This window comes from Brachyspira hampsonii (genome assembly GCF_002214805.1).
Lineage (GTDB): Bacteria > Spirochaetota > Brachyspiria > Brachyspirales > Brachyspiraceae > Brachyspira > Brachyspira hampsonii.
On the sequence record NZ_CP019914.1, the window covers coordinates 2,707,657 to 2,726,171 of the forward strand.

Genomic DNA, 18,515 nt, shown 5'->3' on the forward strand with positions numbered 1-18,515 from the left:
TAGATATTTTTTAACCTGTCAAAGTACAGGAGGGAGAAGGAACAATGGAAGATAATAAAAATTTATCAAATGATGAAATTGAATTTCGTAAGGCTTTAGAAGAAAGTGATAATACATTTTTAAGCCGAGGCAAAATCGTTAAAGGCAAAGTGGTGCAGTTTGATGACACTGATGTTTTTATAGATTTTGATTCTAAATCTGAAGGTAAAATAAAAAGAAGTGAATTTGATAAAGAACCTATTATTGGAGAGGAAATAGAAGCTATTGTTTCAGGCGAAGATGATAAAGGTTATGTTATATTGTCTAAGAGTGAAATAGATAAGAGAAAATCTCAGGAGTTAATAGATAATGCTGTAAAAAATAATACCTCAGTTACAGGCGTTGTTAAAGAGGTTGTTAAAGGCGGATTTAAAGTATCTATAATGGGACATCAGGCATTCTGTCCTTTTTCTCAAATAGACTTGGCTAGAGGAATTAAAGAATCTGATTATATAGGTAAAGAGTATGAGTTTAGAGTAATTAAGAAAAACGGAAGAGATGTTGTAGTTTCAAGAAGAGTTCTATTAGAAGAAGCTCAAAATGCAGGAATAGAAACATTCTTAAATAATCTTCAGGAAAATGATATTATTAATGGTAAAGTAAAAAATATCGAGAAATTTGGAGCTTTTGTTGAAATTACTCCGGGTTTTGATGGTTTCCTTGCTATACCTAATATGTCTTGGGATAAAGTTGTAAATCCTAAATCTATAATATCAAAAGGCGAAGAAAGGATGTTTAAAGTTCTTCATATTGATAAAGAAAACAAAAAAGTTGATTTAGGTATTAAACAATTAGATGAAGATCCTTGGGGTAAATTTGTTGAGCAGTATCAAATAGGCGATGTTATTCAGGGTGAAGTTACTAATGTTAAAAAATTTGGTGCTTTTGTAAAAGTTGCTGATGGTATAGAAGGACTTGTACATGTTTCAGATTTAAGCTGGAATTCTCATGTTAATAATCCGGCAGATTTCGTTAAAAAAGGTGCTTTCTTAGAGTGTAAAATACTTGATATGAATGCTGCTGAAAGAAAACTTACTTTGGGATTAAAGCAGGTTAAAGAAAATCCTTGGGATACAGTTGAAAAAGATTTCCCTGTTAAATCTGCTGTAAAATGTAAAGTAAAAAGAATCATTAAAAACTTCGCCGTATTTGAACTTCCTAATGGTTTGGAAGGAATATGCGATATAAGCGACTTCGATTGGAGAAATAATATAGTTAATATGAAAGACTATGTAAAAGAAGGCGAAGAAGCTAATATGGTTATAATGTCTATAGACAGAGATAAACAAAGAATTAAATTAAGCTATAAACATACTAAAGACAGTCCTTGGAGATTATTTGAAAAAGCACATCCTCAAGGTTCTATAGTTGATGGCACTGTAAAAGCTATAGTTGATTCAGGTGCTATTATTGCTTTGGAAGATGATTTGGAAGGATATATGCATATTTCTCAGGTAGAAATTCCTAAAGGTAGCACTTTAGAAGATGTTCTTAAAGTAGGAGAAACTTATCCTTTTGTTGTAAGAGAAGTTAATAAAAGTAAAAGAAGAATATCGCTATCCAGAAGAGAATATATGGAAGCTCAAAATAAAAAAGAAACACAAAATTATATCTCTAAAGCAGAACCTACTTCTCTAACTTACAATCCTTTTGATAATATTAATAACTAATTTATAAATGATTATTTGAAATAAAAAATCCTAGTATCATTATGGTATTAGGATTTTTTATTATAATATTTTGTTTTGATTTTTGATATTATTGACAAATGAATCAATTAAAGTATAATTATTACATATAGTTTTTTAGAAGGTATATTATGAAAAAGATTCTTATTATATCATCAGAATATACAGGACATGGACACAAAAGCGTACACACTTCACTTTTACAAGGTTTTAAATCATTGTACTGTGAAGAAATAGAATGTAAAGTTGTAAATGGTTTTACACTTGGTAATCTGGCTCTTATGACTACAGAAAGGCTTTATAATAGCTGCATAAAATATGCACCGAAACTATGGTACAGAATTTTTAAATTTTCTTTTAAAAATAAAGATATTATCAATAAAAATAATGCTTTTCATGTTAAAAGAAAATTTTTAAAACTTATAAATGAATATAAGCCAGATATAATAGTAAATGTTCACCCTATGTTTAGCGGAAGTCTTTTAAATATCTTAAAGAAGAAAAATATAAATATAAAATTTTTCATCATAATAACAGATTTAATTACAATAAGCAAATTATGGTTTGATAATAGGGCAGATAAAATTATAAGTCCTTCTTATGAGGCTTCTGAATATATGATGAAAAACGGAATAGATAAAGAAAAAATTATCACATTTGGTTTACCCGTAAGAGAAGGATTCTCTTCATCGTTTAAAAGTAAAGAAGAGGTTGTAAAAAATACAAATATTAATAATACATTGAAAATACTTCTTCTCAATAATTCTGAAAGAACTAAAAGACTTATTTACATAATAGATGGTTTATATGAAAGATATAAATGCGAAGTAACAGTTGTATGCGGAAGAAATGAAAAGACATTTAATACTTTAAATAAAGTATATTCTTCAAAAGATAATAAGCCTACTATAATAGGATATACACAAGAACTTCCTAGATTATTTCATGATAATGATATATTAATAACAAGATCCGGTCCTACAGCTATAATAGAAGCTATTAACTGTTTAATACCTATTGTATCTATGGGGGCTTTACCGGGACAGGAAGAGGAGAATCCTATATATATTGATAATAATGGATTAGGGTATGATACTAGTTCTACAGATGATATATTTAATAAAATAGATTTGCTTGTTGCTAATAATAGAGAGAATTTAGTAAAAATGAGAGAAAAACAATTCGATTATTACGGCAGAGATGTAAGAGAAAAGATAGTTAAATATATTGCTGATGAATTATTTAAAGATTCAGAAAATAAATAAAATATTTTTATAATAAAAAATATCCCATTGATTAGAGGTTAATATATTGATTGCTAATGTCAAGATGAAAGAACTGATTTCAGATATTGATTTATCAAATATAGAATTAAAAAATTATTATTCTGTATTTGAAAAAGAAAATTATCAAAATGAAAAATATTGGGTTATTAGTAATGAGTCAGATTGTACTATGTGTAAAGCTCCTGCAAATATAGGGAATCTTTCTAATTTTGAATGGGACAATAATGAAATATATATAGCAAACAGCTTAGATATAAAACAGGTTTTAAATTTATCTTTAAAAATGTTTATGTCCTTGAAAAAGATTCTTGAAGAAAATTATCATTATCAGGTATTTGATTTAATATTATCTGTATCAGAAATGAAAGATGATATTGCTCCTAATGCTAATATAAGATTTTATGCTGTAAGGGATAACTTTAGAATAATAGATTTAGAAAATATTGATGATTATAAATCAGAAGCACTTTTAATAGAAACAGTTAATCAAAATTAATATTTTAGTTTTATCATGAATATATTGGTCATTTTTTTTAATTCACTAATCTATACATAAAAGATAAATTATATATAAAATATACTTGATATTTATTTATTAAAATGTTATAATATTCTAACAATGGAAGGTTATAAAATAGATTAATATGCGGATTCATATTTTTCTATTTTCTTAAATTAATTAGATAATAGGAGAATCTAAAAATGGCTGATAAGACAATATGTTTTTGTATGGCGGTAACTGAGAATCAAATTAGAGATGCTATCAAATCAAAAAAATTAAAAACAGTAGAAGAAGTTTCTAATGCCACTAAAGCCGGCACTGGATGCGGCGGATGTCAGGCGGCAATAAAACAAATCTTAGATGAGATGAATAAATAATTTTAAAAATAAAAAAATATTATTTTTATATTCCAAAATTATTTAATATATTTATATTAAATTATTAACTTAGATGGAGGTAAGAACATGTGGGAATATACAGATAAAGTAAAGGATCATTTTATAAATCCTAGAAATGTAGGGGAGATAGAAAATCCCGATGCAGAAGCTATGACAGGCAGTATTGTCTGCGGAGATGCACTTAAATTAACATTAAAAATCAATAAAGATACTGAAGTCATAGAAGATGCAAAATTTCAAACATTCGGCTGTGCTTCAGCTATAGCAAGCAGCAGTATATTAACTGAGATGATTAAGGGTAAAACTCTTGATGAAGCTGCCAAAATTACTAACAGAGATATAGCTTTAGAGTTAGGCGGTCTTCCTGAGGAGAAGATGCATTGCTCTGTTATGGGAATGGAAACTTTAGAAAAGGCAATTAACAATTACAGAGGAATTGCTACTGAAGATGATGAACATGATGAAGGAGCTATTATTTGTAAATGTTTTGGTATAACAGATACTAAAATAAAAAGAGCGATTAGAGAAAATAACTTAAAAACTGTAGATGAAGTTACTTTCTACACTAAAGCAGGCGGTGGATGCGGAGCTTGTAAAGTTAAAATTGAAGATATACTTAATGAAGAGTTAGCTGAGATGGAGAGAGAAGCTAAAAATGCTCCTATGACTACCGTTCAGAAAATTAAAAAGATAGAAGAGGCTTTGGATAGAGTTATTAATCCTATGCTTAAGATGGACGGCGGAAGCTGCAGACTTGTAGATGTTGATGGTAATAAAGTGATGATAGAGTTTAAGGGAGCTTGTTCAGGTTGTGCTTCTTCAAAAAATACTTTGAAAGGTTTTGTTGAGCCTAAATTGCAGGAACTTGTTAATAAAGATTTAGAAGTTGTAGGTGTTTGATTTGAGGAGTTGATATATGGAAAATAAAAAAATAATATATATGGATAATAATGCCACAACTAGAATATATCCTGAAGTTTTGGAGGCTATGCTTCCTTATTTTAAGGATCAGTATTTCAATCCTTCTAGTATGTACACTCCTGCAGGTGCTGTTCATAGAGAGATGGAGAAGGCAAGAGAACAGGTTGCTGATTTTTTAGGATGCGAACCTATAGAAGTATGTTTTGTTTCTTGCGGAAGTGAGGGTGATAATATGGCTATTAGGGGAACTATAGAAGCATATCCCACTAAGAATCATATTATTACTACTAAAGTTGAACACCCTGCTGTTATAGAAACTTGTAAATCTTTAGAGCGTCATGGATATAGAGTTACTTATCTTTCTGTAGATAATGACGGTAATATTGATATTAATGAGCTTAAAAGTGCAATTAATGAAAATACTGCAATAGTGTCTATAATGTATGCCAATAATGAAACAGGTGTTATTTATCCTATAAGAGAGATAGGGCAGATAGTGAAAAATGCAGGGGCAGTATTTCATGTTGATGCTGTTCAGGCTGCTGGTAAACTTCCTCTTAATATGAAAGATGAATCTTATATTGACATGCTTACAATAGCTGGTCATAAAATACATGCCCCTAAAGGAATTGGTGCTTTATATATAAAAAATGGTACCAAATTAAGAACCGTTTTAACAGGAGGGCATCAGGAGAGAGGCCGCCGTGCCGGTACTGAGAATGTGCCTTATATTATTGGTTTGGGTAAAGCTGCTTCTATGGTTAAGGCTGAACTTCCTAGATTTATGGAGCATACTGCTAAACTTAGAGATACTTTAGAGGCTGAAGTTTTAAAAAGAATAACTGATGTTAAAATAAATGGTAAGAATGCTAATAGAGTAAGCAATACAGCGAATATTAGTTTCAAAAATATAGAAGGAGAAGCCATACTGCTTTTATTAGACGGATATGGAATTTGTACTTCAAGCGGAAGTGCCTGTTCATCTGGTACATTAGAACCTTCCCCTGTACTTCAAGCTATGGGAGTGCCTTTTGAATATGCACATAGTTCTACAAGATTTTCTTTGTCATTGGATAACACTATGGATGAGATAATGTATACTGCTGATGCTATAGAAAAGATTGTAGCAAGATTAAGGGATATATCTCCTTATAGAAATTAATAATTAATATTTTAATTTTTTAATAGCTCATCATTTATATGATGGGCTTTTTTATTAATTATATGATAAAATATATAAAATTATTATAAGATATTGACAAAAATATAAATATATAATATTATTAATATATTGATTTAATATCTGTTTTATTATGTAATTTTCTATAAAATATAAAAATACCATAATAGTACAAATACTTATAATTGAAAGGTATAATTTTAGTAACTATTTAATATATTTAAATTAATTTTTAAGGAGAGATAAAATTATGGATGAAGATATAATCACTCAATTAACTAATGTGAATAATAAACTTAGCACATCTTTAAGCAAACTAAATTTTTCAAGTGATGCCTCGTTTATAGTTGGAAGTATTTCATCTGCTGTTACTACTATGAAAGAAATAGAGAGAGATATGCTGTTAATAGATAGAGAATTTCAGCATTTGATGAAAAAAGCAGATGTTGATTTAGAAAAATTTAGACATAGTTTTGATTTGACTTCTAATATGCTTAATAATATTTCTAACAATTTAAATTTATTTACTCAGCAAGTGTTGAGTATACCTACAGATACAATAAATGAATCTGAAATAAAGCATAGAACAGAACTTTTAAATATGATTAATAATTTTAATTTGACAATCTCTCAAATGTTAATTAATTTATTAAAATAATGGAATTAATATATGTATAATAAATTATTAAATGATGAAGAGTTCTTAAAGATAAAAAAGGATCTAGATGATATATTTGCAGCAATAGATAAGATAGCATCAGGCTGGATAGATATAGGAAATGCTATTTCAGGAATAGGCATAATGTCAGTTTCTTTTATAAATCCATTATTAGGTGTTGGTGTAGCTGCAGCTAGTACAATTTTAATAAATATTAAAAAGAAAAAAGTATTAGAAGATAAGAAAAAAAATTTTTATGAGGCTTTGCCTACATTACAAAGTACGGCAAAAGCCAAAATGTCAGCTGTAGAGCAAAATATAAACCTTCTTAATAATAATAAAAAATTGACAGAACAAATAATGATTAATGATTCTAAATTGCTATTATCAGAAAAGAATATACAAAATAAAGAACATTTAATTAATGGACTAGCCTTATCTTTTAAATCTTATTGCAGAGATTCTTATACTTTAAAATTATATCAATATGCTTTAGATACATTCAAAGCATGGCTTAATGAAGAATATTCAGCAGATTATGAATGTCCAAATATAGATGATAGTAATGCTAAGTGTACTATGGAGCTTTATAAAAATTCGGATTTTTATTCCGTAGCAACTAATAACCCAACCATAGGTACATTATTTATAGTAAATAATAATAATGATGATGAGATAGATTTTATACCTAAAGTGGTAACAGAGAATGTTTATAAGTCATACGGAAATGATGATGTAATATTTAAAAATAGAAACAGTATTAATTTGATTTCTAGTAATTTATTTAATAAATATAAGGATTATAGAGAACATAATGTTTTAAAAAGTCTGAGTAATTATTTTAATAAAATGATAATAGTTATGCCTATAGTATTTGCAATATCATTTTTAGTATCAATCTTAGTTGATTTTAATGCATATAGTATTGGTATAATTAAATTTATATTATTATCTATATTATCTTCTCTAATAATAACTGGAATTACAGCATTAATATGGTTTATAAGTTATCATTATTTATTTAATATTAGATTTAAATTTTATACTACTAATTTAATAAAATCAGCTTTATATTTACTGTCAATGCTATTATTATTAATTGGTGTTCCTACAGTATATGGATATTTATATGCCAATAATTACAGACAAAATAATATTGAATATATTAATTTATCAAGTAATGAAATTTCTAATTTGATAGAAAATAAAAAATTTAATGATGCATACGATAAAAATAATAATATGCATTTAAAATATATTTATCCTTTCGCAGATATTAATGAAGTTGCTGCATTAAAAAAAGATAAAAAAGAATTATATGATAATATGTCCACAAATTTTTTTAATGATTTTAAAAATACTTTGAATAATGAAATGAATTATTCTAATTATCAGTATGTATTTGAGGCTTATAATGATAGAAATAAATATTATAAAAAAATAGCAGATAAAAATTATAAAAAAGAAATAAAAGAATTTATTTCTGATATTGATAAAGAAATTGATAATAAAAGGCATGAATATCTGTTATCAGAAGTCGATATTGTAAATGATTTGATAAATACCAATAAATCAAAAGCTATTGAATTAATAGATGGTATGCAGCATTTTTCTAAAGATAAATTCAATCTATCTGATGATAAAAAATTTATGATTTTTAATGATAATATTTCATATAAAGAATATTGGGGAAAAACAGAGAGAAGAATTATTATCAAAAATAAGTAATTAAATTTTTTTAATGTATAAATAAAAAACTAGTTAATAATAGTTTTCTGAATTATTAACTAGTTTAAATTTTTAATCACTTACCGTGAGTATCAATAAATAAAATACTTAATAAGTGCTTTTTATTTTTATATAAAGATATAAAATATTGACAAATGTTAATTATATTATATACTTAATTAATGAAAATACTAATATAAGGTTTATTTAATTATGTTGTTTAATCGCATCGCATCGCATTTAATGTCTTATTAAACTTTATAAACCCATTCTATCAAATAACTATCAAAAATTTATTTCAATCTTCGGAAATACTTAAATATATTAATGCCATCTCTTTCGGCATTGCAATAAAAAATAAAATAGGAGAATACTATGTCAAATTTTTACTGTGAATATTGCGGCTCTAAGTTTTCTACAGCAGCTTCTTTATTATCTCAAAACTGTCCAAGACATCCAAATGGTATTAATAAAGGAAAGCATAAACTTTATGAGGGCAGCGAAAAATCTAGTTACATTTGTAAATATTGCGGAAGTTCATTAACTTCTTTAAGTTCATTAACTTCTCAGAATTGTCCAAGGCATCCTAATGGAATTAACAATGGAAAACATACACCAGCATTATAATAAAATAATAGGAGTTTTTTATGAGCGATTACAATAACTATGATGATAATTCCAACAAACCTGCACAATCTGGAATAGCACCTTGGATACCATTAATATTAGCATTAATATATACGGTTTCACCTGTAGATTTAGTGCCTGATGTCATACCAATAGTAGGCTGGTTTGAGGATGCATTATTACTGATTGTAGGCGGACTTAACGGCATACAGAATGGAGTTTTAGAAGCTAATAGTTCATTAAGAGGGATAGTAAAATTTTTAAAATGGGGACTTTTAATAGTTGGTGGTATAGGAGTTATTATAGTAGTTCTTCTAGCAGTATTAGTTTTTAAAGTAGCAACAAAATAATTTTTTATGGAGTAATAATATTATGAATGAAAATACATCTAATGATATCAATAATCAATTAACTAGTGTAAATAATAAACTTAGCAGATCTTTAAATGAATTAAATAATTCACAGCAAGCAGGCGGAATAGTGGGAACTATGTATTCAGTTGATTGGTTTTCTGATGATATATTTTTAGTAAAATAAAAAATTAATTTAAGGAAATTTTTAAAATGGGATTATTAGGTAATTTTGGAAAAGTAGTAGCAAAAGTAGTAGTAAAAGAAACTGTTAAAAATTTAACATATAAAGCAGCAAATGCTAATGATAAATTGAATGAAAATGCTAAAGAGTATAATGTTAAATTTGAACTTTATACTAGAGGAGGAGTAAATAATTATTATAGATGGGAGTCAGATACTAAAAATATTAAAGCCAATTCAGAAGAAAATGTTTTGGAGAGATTAGAAAGAGCTTACGGACGGGTAAGAAATGTACAAATATTATCTGTTCAAGATATAGATAAAGATGAAAATTATGAAGATGAAAATCCATTGCCAGAAGATTATGATGAGTTATTAAAACAAGGAAAAGCGTATTATAATAATAAAGAATATGAAGAAGCCATAAAGTATTTTCAGAAAGCTGATGAATTAAACCATGATGATGAAGTTAATTTGTATTGGCTAGGATGTTCTTATAGTAGAAATGGAGAATATGATGAAGCTATAAAATTTTTAATCAAGGCTGTAGAGTTAAATCCTGATAATGAAACTAATTGGAGTTGGTTAGGTGCTTCTTATAATCTAAATGGTAATTATGAAGAAGCTATACGATGTTTGAATAAAGCGACAGAGTTAAATCCTGACAATGATTGGAATTTGGCTTGGCTTGGAAATTCTTATAATAAAAATTGTCAATTTAAAGAAGCAAAAGATATTTATAATAAACTACTTGAAAATAATAAGGATAATAAAGAAATTACAGAAAAACTTAATTTTATAAAAGATAGCGGAAATATATCCAAAAAGAGCTGGAAGGTTGCTTTAATTTTAGCTGTAATACTTCCTTCGTTCCATAGGTTTTATGCTGGTAAAATATTTACTGGCATAATATATTTAATAATTTTAATAGTTTCTTTTAATACACCAAATTATTATGTATTTGGATTTTTTTATCTTATAGATATATTTTTCTTGTTAATATTAAAATTTAAAGATAAAAATGGTAAATATATAATACCATATTAAAATAATAACTATATTTAGGAGCAAAAAATGAAAAAAATTATTTTATTATTTTTATTAATATCAAGTTTCTTATTTACTGAAGAAATATCTTATATAATACTTGATTCTTATATTAAAAATGAGGATCTTGTTGATCAAGTCTATTCTTATTTAGAGAAAAAAACTATTGAAGAATTACTTGAAATAAAAGATGATTATGATGGTAGTAATCTTTTATTTTCAGCTGTAGCGTGGAATCTATTAAAACTTGCAGAAATGTTGTTAAAAAAAGGATTTGATCCTAACTACAAAAATAATAATGGAGATACTGCGTTATTTGAATGTGCTTCCATAGAATGTATTATTTTATTATACCATTATAATGCTGATATAAATATAAGAAATAAAGAAGGAAAAACTATATTAGGTAAATATATAGAATGGAATGTTGACAAAGATGAAATAAGAAAACTTAAAGAATTAGGTGCTAAAGAATAGAGGATTAACAGATGAAAAAAATTTTATTATTTTTGTTGCTAATTTTTAATTCTACTATTTTTGGACAAGAAAATATTCCTAAATATTCTTTTAATTATTCAGATAAAAAGAAAGAATATTATGAAGAAATTGATAATCCTGTATTATTTACAATAGGTTCTTTTATAATTAACGCGAAATCAAAAATGTATTATAGTTATTATATTCATATTTTTATGGATCCATTGAGACCTCATGATTTTAGAGAATCAGATATTGAAGCTTATGAAGAATGTATAAAATATACTGAATTTTGTTTAAAAAACATTAGTGTGGAAATAGAATTAGGTACTACATTTTATTATATCAAAAATATTATGATGGATGAATTTGGGATTACTATTTATATAGAATTAGAAGACATAATTGATTATCCATATTCAGAAGATTTTGATATATAAAGTAGAAAATTAATAATTAAGGATAAAAAATGAAAAAACTAATTTTATTTTTAGTAATGTATATAAATATTTTCGCCATTGATATTAAATATCCTACAGGTTATACCCAATATTCTATAGATCTAACAAAATATAATAGTGCTAATTCTTTTATAGAAGATTTTTCAAAATTATTTAATGGAGCTATTAATAACAGTCTTTTTGGGTTTTACATAAAAATTGAATATATTGATAGTTTTTATAAAGAATTTAGTGAATGGTGTGATACTTTTGTATTTATAGAATTATCTAAAAAATATTGTAAAAAATTTAATGTTAGAATGACATACGTATATATTAATGATAATGATATTAGAATATATTTTGTAAAAAATTAAAAATTTTATATAGTCTATTTTTAAATATAGTTAATAATCAACAGAATTATTAACTATGTTTAAATTTTTAATCTATTTACAGTGTGTATTATAATAAATAAAAATTAATCTCCAAAAACGCTTTTTACTATACTGTAAATTGAAGAAGCAAATCTTTTTTCTACTTTTAGAGGATTAATTAGAGTTTCAATACCGTCATTTATCTCGCAAAACTCTATATCTCCAAACTCAATATCTTCATTAGCGTCCATTCCAAAATACATATAGTCAAATGAGATGTGAACAGCAATATTGAGATAAGTATCTTTTAATATGTACTCGCAGAAACTTCCGCCGTCCATAGTCTCGCCTCTAGTCATGTCGTATTTATTTGCTAATGACATCAATACGCCTGCTTTTATTTTTTTGGAATTAAGAGAAGTAATTTTATCTTCGCTTATATCTTTTTCTTTAATATCAGAATATTTAAAATCAAGCTGTTCTATAGGCTGCGATATCTCATAGTCTGATAATTGGTTTTTCCATTTTGCTATAGTGTCAGAGCTTAATTCTGAAGGGTGTACTAAAGTTATTAAAGCATTTTCTTTGATAGTGTACTCTTCTTCATCAACAGTATTAAAAGTGCCGTCTTCCATATATCTGAAACTTTCTATTAAATTGTTATTCTCATCATAAACACCCCATATAAGTTTTAATGCAAATAGATTCATTATAGGGTTTTCAACAAATACAGTTTTGAAATTATCATAAGTCCATTTTCTACCGTTTAATAATACTTTCTGAAGTCTTATTTTCTGACTCTGTATTAAAGTTTTTATCTCTTTTTTGAGAGCAGAGCATTCTTTTTTGGCATTATCTGCTTCTGTTTTGTCATCTTTGCTGTTAGGAGCTGGGAGCGATTTTATTATTTTTTGTTTGTCATTATCTGTTATTGTGAGTTCAAGATCATTGTTTATTGATAATGTAAATGTTCTTTTTGCCTCTCCTCCATAGCTTAAAACTTTTTCGCCTTTTCTGTCAAATCCGAAATTAGGTATTATTCTGTCTGAAAGCTCATCGGCTGTCATATCAAGTAAGTAGGCAGCATTTTCCATAGTTTCTATTGCCACTTCTTTTATTTTAGCAGTAGGTGCTTTTCTTGTGAGGCTGTCTACTAATATTAATGCATAGCTTTTTCCGTTTAATGCGATACATTTTACAATAAATGCACCCATAACAGTGCGTGAACCTTTAGCAAACTCTTTTATAAGAGGATAAACTTTATCTATCTTTGAATTATCAGAATATAAAAGATAAGGTATTAAAATATTTTTTTTGTTAGCTTCGTAATTAGAATCTTTCCAATAAATATACAACATTTCTAAAGCATTAGTAAATGAAGAGGTATCAAGAATCTCAGTAAGCATATCGCAGTCTTTTAATCTGGCAGGCTCAATTAAGTTCATATATTCCATAATAATATATTTAAATATTCTCTCATCAGCCAATTTTCCATTATTGTATAAAACTTTTGTCAAATGAACATCATCTAAGAATTTTATATTTTTTTCATAATTTGTATTGTAGTAGGTATCTATAAACTCCAAAACCTCATCAATACTTTTGAAATTATTGCCGTATTTTTTAAGATTCCAATTCTTAATAATATTTTTTAATGCCCCTTTAAGTTCTGATGATCTTACCTTCTCTGACATCTTTTCGACATATTCTCTTGTAATAGCTTCATTATCAGAAATAACTTTGATACAATGTCTTTTTACTTCGGCTCTCTTTGTATTTTCAAGAACTGTATAAATCAAATGATAATTTTCATAATTATATTTATTATACAAAGTCTTTAATATATCTAATGCTGTATTTTTATTTGATGCTATATTATCTTTTATAAACTTATCATCATTTAATATATTTACCACTTCATCAAAATAGCTTTTAAACAATTCATCTTTTACGCTGTTTATAATAACATTATTATTTTCATCTACGCATCTAAGCTCTTTGTATAATGTAGGAAGGCATTTGCCGCCATAGTCATAATAATAATTTGAAAAATCTCCTGCATAATCAAAATAGTATGAAAGCAGAATTTCTTTTAATGTAATATTCAATTCTTTATTATTTAATAAACTATCAATAACTTCTTTTAGAGTTTTCTTTCCTATAGATGCCTGCACTTCTATATATTTTCTTACTGCTAACTGAATTGGTAAGTATTTAAAAATATCAATAGCAAACTTTTTATAGTTTTTCATTTCTGCACTATCATAATTAAATAGAGAGTATAAATAATAAAGTTCTGTCTCAATACTATATTCAGGAAGGCTATCCCATCTGTTGCTGTATAGATTGTATGTATTTTTTTTGTCTGTATAATATTCAATAAGCGTATCAAAGAGTTTATTTTTATCTTTATCAAATATTTCTTCTATTTTTTCTGTAGTGGTAAATGCTGGTCTTTTATTATATCTATCTGAATTATCTTCTGTAAATTTATTAACTATAGTTTGAAATACGGGTATAGACTTTTTTAAATTATTTGTGTCTATTTTATTATCATTATTCTCTAGTAAAACACCGCTAAGCACTATAAATATTCTTTTGTTTCTATCATTTTTTAAATCATTTCCTACTAAATTATAAACTTTATAAAAATCTTCTCTATAGTTTAAATATAAATCTCTTGCTCCATAAATGAACTCATAACGAAAATAATCTTCAAAATGTTTTGCTATAAATATAAAAGAGTTTGGATAATTTATTGCTTTGAGGAATTTATCTTTGGCTTTATAAGGATTGCTGTAATCTAATAATCTTAAATACTGTCCAATTTCAATATTTATATCAATAATATATTCTTCATTGTTATTTAATACTTCTATAAATTTATTTTTTATAGCCTCGTTTTTATCTAAAAGAGCAGCAATTACATTTAAAGTGTCATAAAGATTTGGAAAAATATCAAATGATTTTATAGCCGCATTTATATATTTTTCATCGCATTCTTTATTATTTTTTATAACAGAACATATTGCAATCAATGGTATTACAGCATCTCTTCCCATTTTATGCAGTATTTTTTTATTGTCATTGTTATTAATAATATCAATATATTTATCTGTATATTCTTCAAACTCTTTACTGAAGTATTTATTAAAATCTTCAAAAACTGTATATATTAATTCTTCACCATTTAGAGTTCTTACATTCTCTTTATGTCTTTTCTCATATCCGTAAGCCATATATCTGAGTGACTTTTCAAAATCTTTATTGACTATATAATCAAGAATAACATATCTAGTTCCGCCTTCTCCTTCTTTATCGTTTCCGTAAAGAAGTATCTTAACAAAATGTTCATATCTTTTCTTTAATGCTTCATCTTCTATAGTAAAATAATCTTTCAAAAACTCATCTCTATAATAAAAATAATCATAAGAATTCTTCCTTATTTTGCTGAAATCATTTGCAGATTCGCATTTCTTTATATCATCTTCTATAGGCGAGTTTTTATAGTACATTTCAAGTTTTTCTTCTAAGTTCATAATTTTACCTCTGAAATCTATATTAATATATAGTATACACATTTTTATTTATTTGTCAATATATAACTATAAAAGATTAATTATAATAAAAAAGCCCATGCAATAAATGCATAGGCTTTAAGGAGAAACAAATAATATAATTCTTATATGTATTTACTTATTATTTCATAATATTCACTTATTAATGAGCCGTAGTCTTCATCACTAAGAAAAGTACATTCGTTATTTAAAATATTAAATAATTTAGTCATAATATACCTCCTTTTACCCATTAATTGACTCTAATATTTTATGTGAAATAATTACTAAATATTGTAGTTAATTATCACAATCATCTATTAATAATATAATAAATTGTATGATAAATACAATAACTTTTTAATATATTATTAAAAAAATATCATAAAACATAATTGATTAGTATAGTTTATTTAAAAAAGAGGAAATAAAATATTAATATGCAATCATTATAAATTATTAAGTTTTATATAAAAAAGCAATATACTTTATAATATGTATATTGCTTTATATTTAAATTTTTATAAATTAATTAGTACCGCCAAATGCCCCAGATGTCCAATCCTCCGCCGAATGCATTATATATATTAAAGTCGGCACTTTTTTTCATTATTCCCTGACCTTCAGCATAGCCCGTCAAACCGAATGTAAAATTTTCCACTAAAGTAACTCGAATTTCTCCTTCAACTCCATAATGCAAATTATATTCACCATCCACTTTATATATTTTACCCTCAAACATAAGTCTAGGCATTACATAAGTATATATTGCCCCCAATTTAGCTTCAAATTTAGCCGGCATTAATATATAGAAATATATGCTGTCAGTAGATCTTCCTCCTACATCATCATATAAATAATTAAGTGTGGCATCTTCAGCATATCCTGCATCTATAGTAGCCCATCTAGCACCTATACCATAATAGAAAGCTAATTTTACAGGAAGACTTATTTGAACAGGATAATTATCAAATCTTGTAAGCATTATACTGCCGTATAAAGATCCTCCTAATACCATAGGAGCTATTTTTGTTCCGCCTACATCATTCGTAACTGTAGAAAGCTGTATACCGTAATGGAGCGACATTGTAAATTCATCTAATAATCCGCCTCTAAACATAAATGAGAATTTAGGCGTTGTACTTACAGAAAGTTTTCCTCCATAATATGAAGAATCTCCTACAGATACAGAAACAGGTAATGATAATCGGTATTTTTCTGTAGCAAAACCAAAAGAAAATGAATGGCTATGTGCAACTGTACTATTTTTATCATTAAGATTATTATACAAACTAAATTGATATCCGAATCCAAATATACCGTAGCTTAATCCTACAAAACCTTTAGGCAAAAAAGCTAATTTTCTGCTGCCGTCAGTGTTTGTATGACTATTATCGACTATATGTGATAAATCTAATATTGCTACTCCTAACTTAAAAGGGGTATTATGATTCATAAGCGGAGCAAAATCATATATGGTGCTGATTCTATCTGATCCGAATCTTGTTGAGGTTACTCCTTCTATTAAATTATGCATATTATCTTTATCTACTATATCATCTATAGCAAAAGCAAAAGAGTTTAATATTAATAGCATCATAAATATTATTTTTTTCATTTTTTCTCCACTTATCATTATACTATAATACAAAACAGATATTATCTAATAATGTAAATAATTTAATCGTCGTAATAGTTTATAGTATAAACTCTATTTTTTCAAGTGCATACTTTATTTATATTTTATATAAGCTTAAGAGTAAATTAAAAGGTATTTTCTTCCGATAAATTCATATACGGAATTAAAAATGATAAAAGATTTTTTTTATTTTATAGTTATTATACTAACTAAAACTATAATAGATTTATTCAGATCATTCGGAAGCATTATAATATTCGGATTTATTTTATATGTGCTTTCTTCTATTACTAGGCGAATATTTGCTAAAACATTAGGCTCTAAAACAGAAGTTTATATTACAGGCTGGATAGGTACTCCTATACATGAGCTTTCACATGCCTTATTTTGTTTATTATTCAAACATAAAATTAATGATATTAAATTATTCAATACGAAATCAGATACTATAGGTTATGTTCTTCATAGTTATGATTCAAGAAGCTGGTATCAGCAAATGGGTAATTTTTTTATAGGGGTAGGGCCGATTATTATCGGTACTTTGATAGTTTATTTATTATTTATTTTATTAGCTCCTGAATTAAAAAATAATATTTTTGAAATTCCTATTATAAAATATAAACAAGTATTTAATTCTGATATATTATCAATATTTTACTATACAATATCAAATATCTTTGTATATACTTATAATATTTTTATAAATATTATAAAAAATGTGGTAGAGTATTCTGCTTTCAAAAATATTACTTTTTGGATATTTTTATATTTATCAATAGCAATAGCTTCTCATATGGAGTTAAGCCCAGCAGATATTTCGCATGCTTCAAAAGGTATTATAGTGATATTTGCTTTATCATTAATACTAAATACAATATTTATTATAATGAAAGTATTTTTTAAATTTGATATTCCTATTTTTATAAATCATTTCTTTAATAGAATTTTAGAAACATATAATATGCTATTAATATTTTCGGCTATAATATCATTATTTAATTTCTTGATAACTTATATAATTTTAACGCCAATTAATTTAATAAAAAACGGCGGATTGATTAATCCATTTACAAGCTGATGACTTATTATGTCATTTATTACTTTTTTAAAAATAAAAATAATGAAGTTTAGATTTTATAAGAATTTTAAGAAAAATAATATTATTTAATTACTGTTTTTTACCAAATTTATTTTTAACAAAATTACTCAAAATATTCAATTTATCAGCAGTAGCTTCTTTTGATGCCTCTAAGTTTTGGCTTTCTATTTCCTCATAAACTTCTTTTCTGAATATTTTTACATTTTTAGGAGCATTAATACCGAGTTTTATTTGATCTCCTCGTATATCTACGAGCATTATTTCTATATTATCTCCTATTACTATGCTTTGATTGATTTTCCTAGAAAGTACAAGCATG

General features: G+C 26.0%; 19 protein-coding genes. 16 read left to right on the plus strand and 3 right to left on the minus strand.

What is annotated here, in order from left to right:
* Positions 1-44: 44 nt before the first annotated feature.
* From BHAMNSH16_RS11895 to BHAMNSH16_RS11960, 15 genes are all read left to right on the plus strand, one after another.
* Positions 45-1,709, plus strand: coding sequence for a S1 RNA-binding domain-containing protein (locus tag BHAMNSH16_RS11895; RefSeq protein ID WP_008731697.1), 1,665 nt, complete (start codon positions 45-47; stop codon positions 1,707-1,709).
* A gap of 149 nt (positions 1,710-1,858) precedes the next feature.
* A complete protein-coding gene (locus BHAMNSH16_RS11900) occupies positions 1,859-2,992 on the plus strand; it encodes an MGDG synthase family glycosyltransferase (RefSeq protein ID WP_069731506.1) in 1,134 nt (377 codons plus the stop codon).
* A 46-nt stretch (positions 2,993-3,038) separates the two neighbouring features.
* On the plus strand, positions 3,039-3,509 hold the full coding sequence (locus tag BHAMNSH16_RS11905) for a hypothetical protein (protein WP_241033616.1): 471 nt from the start codon (positions 3,039-3,041) through the stop codon (positions 3,507-3,509).
* A gap of 206 nt (positions 3,510-3,715) precedes the next feature.
* Positions 3,716-3,892, plus strand: coding sequence for a (2Fe-2S)-binding protein (locus BHAMNSH16_RS11910; RefSeq protein WP_008724633.1), 177 nt, complete (start codon positions 3,716-3,718; stop codon positions 3,890-3,892).
* Between the two features lie 87 nt (positions 3,893-3,979).
* Positions 3,980-4,813, plus strand: a complete 834-nt coding sequence (nifU, locus tag BHAMNSH16_RS11915) for a Fe-S cluster assembly protein NifU (RefSeq protein ID WP_008731692.1) — start codon at positions 3,980-3,982, stop codon at positions 4,811-4,813.
* A 16-nt stretch (positions 4,814-4,829) separates the two neighbouring features.
* Positions 4,830-5,996: a cysteine desulfurase NifS gene (nifS, locus tag BHAMNSH16_RS11920; protein ID WP_008731689.1), complete on the plus strand. Its 1,167-nt coding sequence runs from the start codon at positions 4,830-4,832 to the stop codon at positions 5,994-5,996.
* A 268-nt stretch (positions 5,997-6,264) separates the two neighbouring features.
* Positions 6,265-6,672 (plus strand): hypothetical protein, encoded by a 408-nt coding sequence (locus BHAMNSH16_RS11925; protein ID WP_008731687.1) that lies wholly within the window; start codon positions 6,265-6,267, stop codon positions 6,670-6,672.
* A gap of 12 nt (positions 6,673-6,684) precedes the next feature.
* Positions 6,685-8,400, plus strand: coding sequence for a hypothetical protein (locus BHAMNSH16_RS11930; protein WP_069731507.1), 1,716 nt, complete (start codon positions 6,685-6,687; stop codon positions 8,398-8,400).
* 375 nt (positions 8,401-8,775) lie between these two features.
* On the plus strand, positions 8,776-9,027 hold the full coding sequence (locus BHAMNSH16_RS11935; RefSeq protein WP_008732236.1) for a hypothetical protein: 252 nt from the start codon (positions 8,776-8,778) through the stop codon (positions 9,025-9,027).
* A gap of 20 nt (positions 9,028-9,047) precedes the next feature.
* A complete protein-coding gene (locus BHAMNSH16_RS11940; RefSeq protein ID WP_008732235.1) occupies positions 9,048-9,377 on the plus strand; it encodes a YkvA family protein in 330 nt (109 codons plus the stop codon).
* Between the two features lie 22 nt (positions 9,378-9,399).
* The gene (locus BHAMNSH16_RS14350; RefSeq protein WP_164071383.1) at positions 9,400-9,564 is read left to right on the plus strand and encodes a hypothetical protein; all 165 of its coding nucleotides are present in this window, start codon (positions 9,400-9,402) and stop codon (positions 9,562-9,564) included.
* A gap of 26 nt (positions 9,565-9,590) precedes the next feature.
* Entirely contained in the window at positions 9,591-10,607 is a 1,017-nt protein-coding gene (locus BHAMNSH16_RS11945; RefSeq protein WP_069731508.1) for a tetratricopeptide repeat protein, read from the plus strand.
* 27 nt (positions 10,608-10,634) lie between these two features.
* Positions 10,635-11,084: an ankyrin repeat domain-containing protein gene (locus tag BHAMNSH16_RS11950; protein WP_069731509.1), complete on the plus strand. Its 450-nt coding sequence runs from the start codon at positions 10,635-10,637 to the stop codon at positions 11,082-11,084.
* A gap of 11 nt (positions 11,085-11,095) precedes the next feature.
* Entirely contained in the window at positions 11,096-11,524 is a 429-nt protein-coding gene (locus tag BHAMNSH16_RS11955) for a hypothetical protein (protein WP_069731510.1), read from the plus strand.
* 29 nt (positions 11,525-11,553) lie between these two features.
* Positions 11,554-11,901: a hypothetical protein gene (locus tag BHAMNSH16_RS11960; protein WP_069731511.1), complete on the plus strand. Its 348-nt coding sequence runs from the start codon at positions 11,554-11,556 to the stop codon at positions 11,899-11,901.
* Positions 11,902-12,005: 104 nt separating this feature from the next.
* On the opposite strand, the gene BHAMNSH16_RS11965 is transcribed toward BHAMNSH16_RS11960, so the two are convergent.
* The gene (locus BHAMNSH16_RS11965; protein ID WP_069731512.1) at positions 12,006-15,440 is read right to left on the minus strand and encodes a DUF4132 domain-containing protein; all 3,435 of its coding nucleotides are present in this window, start codon (positions 15,438-15,440) and stop codon (positions 12,006-12,008) included.
* Positions 15,441-15,990: 550 nt separating this feature from the next.
* Positions 15,991-17,076 carry a hypothetical protein gene (locus BHAMNSH16_RS11970; RefSeq protein ID WP_008728598.1) on the minus strand — a complete coding sequence of 362 codons (1,086 nt, stop codon included), beginning with the start codon at positions 17,074-17,076 and terminating at the stop codon, positions 15,991-15,993.
* Between the two features lie 190 nt (positions 17,077-17,266).
* Between BHAMNSH16_RS11970 and BHAMNSH16_RS11975 the strand changes: the two genes are divergently transcribed.
* Entirely contained in the window at positions 17,267-18,175 is a 909-nt protein-coding gene (locus tag BHAMNSH16_RS11975; RefSeq protein WP_069731513.1) for a hypothetical protein, read from the plus strand.
* A 90-nt stretch (positions 18,176-18,265) separates the two neighbouring features.
* On the opposite strand, the gene csrA is transcribed toward BHAMNSH16_RS11975, so the two are convergent.
* Positions 18,266-18,514, minus strand: coding sequence for a carbon storage regulator CsrA (gene csrA, locus BHAMNSH16_RS11980; protein WP_008727916.1), 249 nt, complete (start codon positions 18,512-18,514; stop codon positions 18,266-18,268).
* Position 18,515: the final 1 nt, after the last annotated feature.